The sequence below is a fragment of the Bacillus cereus group sp. N8 genome, from assembly GCF_016483685.1.
Taxonomy (GTDB): domain Bacteria; phylum Bacillota; class Bacilli; order Bacillales; family Bacillaceae_G; genus Bacillus_A; species Bacillus_A proteolyticus.
Map to the genome: position 1 here is coordinate 23,297 of NZ_JAEHBK010000038.1, position 7,825 is coordinate 31,121.

A 7,825-nucleotide genomic window follows, 5' to 3' on the forward strand; every position below is an offset into this window, starting at 1 on the left:
CCTGTTCGTGTGTATGATTGGGGATACAGCCGAGATACGTGTGAAAATAGGTAATAGTCTTACTTTTACTCCCAGATACAATATATTGAACTAATAAATAGGAGTAATGATAGGGTAGATGATACTATCCCTTAGCGTAGAGTAGTGAAGGAAAACTTTTTTGTCATAGAGAATATATACAGAATAGAAATTTAAGTATGTACTTTCAGATGAAGGGAGAATCCTCATGAATAAATTTGTAAATGACAAGTTTTATGAAACGAGAAATAACCTATTAGAGGAGATTACTTTATTGAGTAATGCTCAATTTAATAGTAAGCCGGATATGAATAAATGGAGTATTGCACAAGTTTGTCATCACTTAGTTTTATTAGATGAAAGAGCTATAAAAGTTATTTCGTTTGGATTAAAAGAGATTGATAGTCTTCAAATAGAACGTCAAGAAATTCGTTCTATATTATTAGATAGAACGAAAAAATTTATAGCTCCAGAAATTCTTGAACCAAGCTTAGAACCATTTGAAGTTCAGCAAATGATTGACTTGCTGAACGATTCGAGAAAAAAATTGATGACTTTCCTTAGTACAGTAGAAGATGTATCCATACTGACAAAAAAGTCAGTGAAGCACCCTGCTCTGGGAGAATTACTTCTTGATCAATGGGTAGAACTAATATATTTGCATGAACAGCGTCACATAGAACAAATAAAAGAGGTAAAATTACTTTGTGAAGTTGAAATGTAAAAATCTTTGTTTATTTTTTGAGCGATTTGGGATAGCATCAAGGTTTCGGTTGATAAAATAGAAGTCCTGATGCTATTCCTTAAAAAAGAAAAGACACCCTAAGGTGCCTTCCTCCGACTTGATAACCACTTTAATTTTAATAATACTAATATGAGTGTTGGACTTCCATCCAAATATTATTTTACCACGTTAAGTTATATTGTTCATTGAGAAATATGGTTAAATTCTATATTTTATTTAAAAGCATCCATCTGTACTTTCTCGTAAATGTATCCAGCTTCTTTAGCTGTAATTCCAAAACGTTTAGCAGCTAAAGAAGCTACCTGAGGATCGTGTACTTCAGGGATGTAGTTTTCATCGTTATTTGTAAGGATGTTATATTGTTGTTTCATAAAGTCGAATATAACCGTATAGCTTATTCCATTACTTGCATATTGTTCCTTAGATGAAGAAGAAACTGTGTCGGAATTCGTAGTAATAGGTTCTTCTTTTTTATTTATTTCTATCAGGAGAGAGTTTTTATATACCAATTAAAGTAGAATTTAAACTATGTATTTTTTATATAATAAAATTAAAGGGGAAACGAAGAATAAATAGCATTTAAATCAAGACTAAGTTAAGGGGAAAGAATAAAAGTTCAGCAATACAAAATTGCTGAACTTTTATTCTTTATTCTTTCCTATTCTTCCTAAACTATCTTTAATAGTTGTTTCCCCAAGTTGAGTGTATAACAAAGCTGTATCTTGGCTGGTATGCCCAAGTTGTTGCATTACTTGTAACGAATCTTTTTCTTCCATATATAACTTATTTGCTAATGTATGTCTTAATTTATGAGGAGACATTGTTTTACCAAAGGATTTAGTATATTTTTCTACTATATCTTGGATAGCTCTAACTGAAAGGGGCTGTGCGGTATGTTTATACTTTGATAAGAACACATTTTTTAATTCTTTCCCTGGAGCATATTTGTTATTTCTAATCTCTAAATATTTTTCAAGATCATTCAATGCGATGGGAGTAATCCATACAGAATCTTCTTTATTTCCTTTTCTTATTACATCAATTAGCCTTTCTTTTAAATTGATATCTTCAGTACGAAGATCGGCCAACTCACTTACACGAATACCACTCCCAAGAAAGAGGGAAAGAATAGCAACATCACGTTCTTTATCTCTTTGAAAATAAAATAATTGATGTTTTGTTAAAGCTTTTTCATGTTCAAACTTAACATAATTTAAAAATTCTTGATCGTCATCATTATGGAATATTTTAGATCTCATACGCTTCGCACGGGCGTTTAACGTTTCTTTATCTTTATGTATTTCAATTTTAGCCATTACATTTCTATAAAAATAGCATTCTCCATCTTCATCTTCTGAAAGGGAAGTAAGATACTTAAATAAAGATTTTAAAGCTGAAATTTTTCTGTTAACAGAGGAATTTTGCATGTTCTGTTGTAGTTTTAGAAATCTCATAAAATTCTCAATATCTTTTTTCCTTAAATTCTCCAAATCAGAGAAGGATATGTCTTTAATGGGCTTAAATTCAATAATTTGTTCAGATAATAGCCAATTAAAGAAGACTCTAAAATCATATACATAATTCAGTAGGGTAGAGGGAGAGGCATCATGCAATTCTTTGTACTCCACAAATTCTTCTATGTAAAAGGGCATTTCATTTAAATTCTCGTATAATTTCTTACGATGTACGGATTTTTGACGTTGTTTGCTGTAATCCATAAAAATCACCTCATATATACTATAACAGAAAAATAACACGAACACAAGTTCGCGTTAAATTCAATTTTTACACAGACTTATTTACATAATTAAATTATGGAATACTAATATTTACTCGAAATTGAATGGGATATTGTTGTCATTCTAATAAAAGTTATAGATAACCAGGTGATAAATTTGTATTAGGCTATAAAAACTAGTACAAAAATTACATATAAATGTATGTAAAATAAAACAATTTTCATATATAAATTCATACAAAATGAAAACAGTATAAAAGTCGCTATAAAATAAGAATTGGTTAATTTAATCCTGATTAATCAGGAGTTAGTTAGATCAACACAAGAAAAACGCTTATACTTTAAAATGAAATTCACTATAAAAATTGTTTATGAGCAATTCAGTATATGATTATTTTTATATAAAACATGTATTATATAGGCGTATACAAATATGCTAAAACCGATGCATCTGACCTTGAAATCGCTAGACACTGTATTAGATTTTTATATGACTATCATATTCTTCGTAAAATTGGTATTTCGTGCGAACTTTGTAGTTCTATAAAAAGGACAATTTTTGCCACTCTCTTCTTATTGTTTGATTACTGCATATTTAATGTTTCAATATACTCATATTGAACTATTTATAACCACTTCATACATCTAAAAGTAATTTGTTTTTACTAAAGTATTTATTAATATTTTCTCAATGACTATTGAAATAAATAATACTAGGTTCACTTACAAAATATTGTATTCTTTCACCAATAATAAAACATCATATTTTCTTATAATTTTATAGATGGAATAACGTATTTTTAAAACATTTCTCTTGAACATTCTTTTAGTTGTTCCATAGCAATCTTTCGCGCATGTTCCTCACTATATATCAAAGTCAATCCTTGTGATATATAACTCCAAAATTCATAACCACAATCCTCCATCCATATATAGGCTTCTGTTGTATATAGACCATCTTTTCTTTTAATGATTTGAACCTTATAGTTTTTACTTGGAGAAAAAAACTCTTGTATAACCTGCTCCATTTATGAAATAACCTCCTTAAATCTGTTGTATAAAATTATATTTTCACATAAACCCGTAAATAGAAATTTCTCTTCTACGACAACATGATCATTATTATTCATTTGCTGAATTGGTGAAAGCTCATCTCCATCATATTCATCACGGATTTCGCCTACAATTTCTTCTAGAATATCCTCAATGGTTACCAAACCAGCTGTGCCGCCATATTCATCATATAATACAGCTAATGGAATACGTTTCATTTGCATTTTTAATAATAGATCATGTATCGTAATGGTTTCAATTGCTTCAATTACTAGACGCGTATACGAGGAAATAGAATTAAATTCTCTTGATTCATTACTCACATAACGAATCAAAAAATCCTTTACATTCACCATACCGATGATTTCATCTTTGTCTTCTCCAAATACAGGATAACGTGTGTACTTTTCATCACGGATTATGTTTATATGATCTGCTAAAGAATTATCTACATCTAGCCCAATAATTTCTGTACGAGGGACCATGATTTCTTTTGCAATACGATTATCAAATTCAAAAATATTATTTACATATTTATATTCAGCTTGATTAATTTCTCCACGCTCATAACTTTCCAAAAGAATCAATCGTAATTCTTCTTCTGTATGTACTACATTATGCTCTGATGCTGGTTTTAAACCAAATAGTCTTGTAATCATCCTTGCAGAGCCATTCAATAAACGAATAAACGGATACATGATTTTGTGGAAACAGATAAGCGGAGCTGAAAGCAATAAAGTAACCTTCTCAACCTTTTGAATCGCAAATGTTTTGGGTGCCAATTCACCAACTACAACATGTAAGTACGTCATAATAGTAAAAGCAATTCCTAAAGATAATACACCTGCAACTGTATTACCTAATTGACAAGCTGACAAATATTCATCCAGGTTTGACGTCACTTTTTTAGCTGCCAACGCACCCTTCTTTCCTTCTAATACAAATTGGTCAATCTTTGAACCTCTTACTTTTACAATAGCAAACTCAATTGCTACGAAAAACGCGGTACATGCGACTAAAACCGCTACCATAATTAAATTAAATATGTCCAAATAATCCCCTTAGTTTCCTAAAAACTAAAGGAGTTACCTCCTTTAACGTGGATGCCATTACGTATCAATTATTTCGTAATGATGGATTGCTGGCAGATACACTCGTATCTGGGAAATATGAAGTCGGTAATAATATAGATATGCTATATTCCTTTAACTCCACATTTACGTGGGTAGATACCCCAGGGGATCCAGTAGTGCCAAATGATCCAGTTAATTATCATATTGTGGCGAATGTAGGGGATCTTAGCGGGACCATAACATCAGCTCAAGTCAGGAATCGTGGATTTTCTGCTTTAAGACTTACCCCGACCGACCCAGTTTAATTAAAAATAACAATCACCTATCCCACTACCAAAATGAAATTACTAAATTTTCTACGTTTAACAAACCGATTAGTTGGCTTTTGCTAGCTGCTCTTTGTTATGAATACTAATTAATTACCCCAAGCGCACTTCAGAAAAGCTTCATATAATATGGTGAACCCTTTAATCCTTTCTTTTGAGTAAATGATCTCGTCAAGAGAGCACTTTATTAAGTGCTCTCTTCGTGTTTCAAATACATACAAAATAAAATTTTTATTAAAACGGTAATTCTTTATTTCTCAATATAAAGAGTCTAAAATTCCCACTAATAATCATGTAATATATATGTAAAGAGTAAGGTAAGAGTTACTCTTTGCCATTTTAGGAGAGGATTTTCTATTCAAAGCAGATTCTCTTTTGTTTTGATAAACCCTTACTAAAATAGCGTTTTTGTTCAGCTTCCTGTTTTTAATCCCCACACCTTGGCAAAATATAATCTCATATTTCTTTCAACTTATTACGTTGCAAGTGTCTACACTAAATTTTTAGACAAACATAAAATAAGTTGAGTCTAATAATAAAGGAGGAATAAATATAAAAAATCGTCACATGCTTACAGTCAAATTCACTTCATTTAATGGGACTTCGCTGACTGGCATCACTATAGAAGGCTTCACGCTAACAGCGAACGTCACGTTAAATACAATCTATCATCAAGCTATTCTCAATCAAATTTCTCCGCAGGACCCCGTTCATCCCCTAATCATGAACTATAACGCCACCTTCATATCTGGTAGAAGAACTGCTATCTTGAATGCCGTGACTGCGCTCGCAAATGCTGGGACGAGCGCGCAGGTCCGTCTGGAGCCCTACAACAATACTATTACATCCTTCCGTCCTATTTCCTCAATAATTTAAGTCAGATACCCGTCACAGTTGGATCTTAATTTCCGACCGTGACGGGTACGGATCTGTTCAGGCGAGTAGTCCTCGAAATTACGATTGGTACATATCCTTATATTTATCGATATGCCCAGCCTGGACAAACAAGTCATACTTGATACTTTTGTTACAGGAGACTTCTTTTCTCTCGACACTGGGGCCGAGTTTGACGGAAGTATTGAAATTGAATTTTTGAGAGATGGGAATCCAATTACAACTGGTAATGAACAAATTTACAATGCAATTTCAACCGACCAATTCCCTCAAATAACCGCGAATTCTTCTGTCATGTGGGGGAATACTCCATCGCTAGGAACCTATCACTATAGACTATCCATTAGCACGTCTAGAACTAATACAGATGACACTAGAAATACTTTAGGACCTCGTGCTATTAGAGCAATAATTGTTAACACACTTTAATGATTAAGTAAAATTGTGCAAGTCCAAAGTCCCTTTTAATACTTACAGGGGCTTTTATTATTTATTTATAAATTTAAAATCTTTTGTTAAGTAAAACCCGTCTATATGATGAATACCTAATCTATTAATTAACAAAATTCGAATTTTATTGAGCTTTCTTTCCTTCAGTTTTTATCTCCATCAGTTGCTCCATCTCCTTTTAATCTTTCATCCGGACGCACAATTCTTTGTAGTTTTTCAGCTCCTTCACCACAAGTCTTCGCATCTCCCTTTCATCGATGTCTTCAAAAAATGACAACTGATTCATACAATATGGTTCCCCCTCTGTTCGATCTTCTTTCTTGAATAGTTACAGCTTATCTTGGCCATACTGTATTTGCATCTAGATTATCATCTTGAAACTGAGCAGTTAGCTTTTGCTAGCTGCTTTTTTAGCCATCTTCTTTCTTACTAAACAAAAATATGGTCATATTTTACTTATATTGCGCATCTATTAAATACGATTAGAACTATTTGGAGGTGAACATATGTCAAAGGAGGATGAACTGGATTCACCGGGGATTTTACAGAGCGCCGCAGTAGATCCAATTTTAATTGGTTCCAAGTTACCTACTATTCCACCATTTACGCTAGCTACAGGACAGACTGGTTCAACCAGAGTAACTAAGCCGACTGGCATCGTTTCAGTTATATTTAGGCAAATTAGCACTCCTGCACCTGCCTCAACTACCCTCACATTACCGGCTATTAATGTAGAAGTTAATCAAATAGTAAAGTTAGAAGGGGTTTTCAGATCTGAATATGTTTCTAACCCCAGCCTTACAGAATTTAGTGTATCTTCAGTTCTTAATTTAGTGAGAGATGTCACCATTATTGCGATTCAGGTAGAAGCTCAAACGAATATTCAGAAACCGGCAAATACTCAAGCCTATTTAACCCACAATGTTTCAGTAATCTGGGTAGATATCCCTCCACCTGGGACTTATGTATACCGTCTGAATATGTCTGCCTCGGGAGTTAATATATCAACTAGCACTATTATGGATAGAAACTTAACTGCTACAGTAATTAGCATTTAAAGTTTAATTACTATAGATGCTCCCCATCGTTTTTTAAAGGACCACTACAACAAAGCTGGTGTCCCTCGAATTCGTGTTCATGATTTACGTCATACACATGCAACACTCATGCTTCAGGCTGGAGAGCATCCTAAAATCGTTCAAGATCGATTCGGTCATTCTTCTATCCAAATAACTTTAGACAAGTACAGCCATATCACACAAAACATGCAGCAACAAGCCGCAGAAAATTTTGAAAATGTAATTTTAATTGTGGAGCACAAGCCCCTAGTACACTACCTGCCATCGGTTTTGCTTTCAATGCTACTTCACCTCAATTCACAACATTATTCACGCCACTACTATTACCTAGTACGGGCCCAAATCCTAATATCACTGTTCCTGTATTGAACTCCCCCACTTTCACTTCGTTTAGAAGAGGGGGATTCCTAAGTAAAGAGTTCTATCGAACTCTAATTTATTAGGCTATC

Annotated in this window: 6 protein-coding genes and 3 pseudogenes; 5 read left to right on the forward strand and 4 right to left on the reverse strand. The window is 33.0% G+C overall.

Going from position 1 to position 7,825, the window contains the following annotated elements:
- Positions 1-226 precede the first annotated feature (226 nt).
- Positions 227-742: a DinB family protein gene (locus JDS80_RS26910; protein ID WP_199640423.1), complete on the forward strand. Its 516-nt coding sequence runs from the start codon at positions 227-229 to the stop codon at positions 740-742.
- A gap of 233 nt (positions 743-975) precedes the next feature.
- Here the strand turns inward: JDS80_RS26910 and JDS80_RS26915 are convergent, their stop codons facing one another.
- From JDS80_RS26915 to JDS80_RS26930, 4 genes and pseudogenes are all read right to left on the reverse strand, one after another.
- Positions 976-1,134, reverse strand: coding sequence for a hypothetical protein (locus JDS80_RS26915; RefSeq protein ID WP_242477425.1), 159 nt, complete (start codon positions 1,132-1,134; stop codon positions 976-978).
- 270 nt (positions 1,135-1,404) lie between these two features.
- Complete coding sequence (gene xerS, locus JDS80_RS26920; RefSeq protein ID WP_070144165.1) at positions 1,405-2,481, reverse strand: tyrosine recombinase XerS; 1,077 nt, start codon at positions 2,479-2,481, stop codon at positions 1,405-1,407.
- 820 nt (positions 2,482-3,301) lie between these two features.
- Complete coding sequence (locus JDS80_RS26925; protein ID WP_199640424.1) at positions 3,302-3,529, reverse strand: hypothetical protein; 228 nt, start codon at positions 3,527-3,529, stop codon at positions 3,302-3,304.
- A gap of 54 nt (positions 3,530-3,583) precedes the next feature.
- Positions 3,584-4,606 (reverse strand): annotated as a pseudogene (locus JDS80_RS26930) (hemolysin family protein); the annotation flags it as partial.
- Between the two features lie 47 nt (positions 4,607-4,653).
- Between JDS80_RS26930 and JDS80_RS26935 the strand changes: the two are divergent.
- From JDS80_RS26935 to exsF, 4 genes and pseudogenes are all read left to right on the forward strand, one after another.
- On the forward strand, positions 4,654-4,932 hold the full coding sequence (locus tag JDS80_RS26935; RefSeq protein ID WP_346011419.1) for a hypothetical protein: 279 nt from the start codon (positions 4,654-4,656) through the stop codon (positions 4,930-4,932).
- Between the two features lie 1,871 nt (positions 4,933-6,803).
- The gene (locus tag JDS80_RS32430; protein WP_199640425.1) at positions 6,804-7,355 is read left to right on the forward strand and encodes an exosporium leader peptide-containing protein; all 552 of its coding nucleotides are present in this window, start codon (positions 6,804-6,806) and stop codon (positions 7,353-7,355) included.
- Positions 7,356-7,601: pseudogene (locus JDS80_RS26945) on the forward strand (tyrosine-type recombinase/integrase); the annotation flags it as partial.
- 11 nt (positions 7,602-7,612) lie between these two features.
- A pseudogene (gene exsF / locus JDS80_RS32435) lies at positions 7,613-7,747 on the forward strand (exosporium protein ExsF); the annotation flags it as partial.
- Positions 7,748-7,825: the final 78 nt, after the last annotated feature.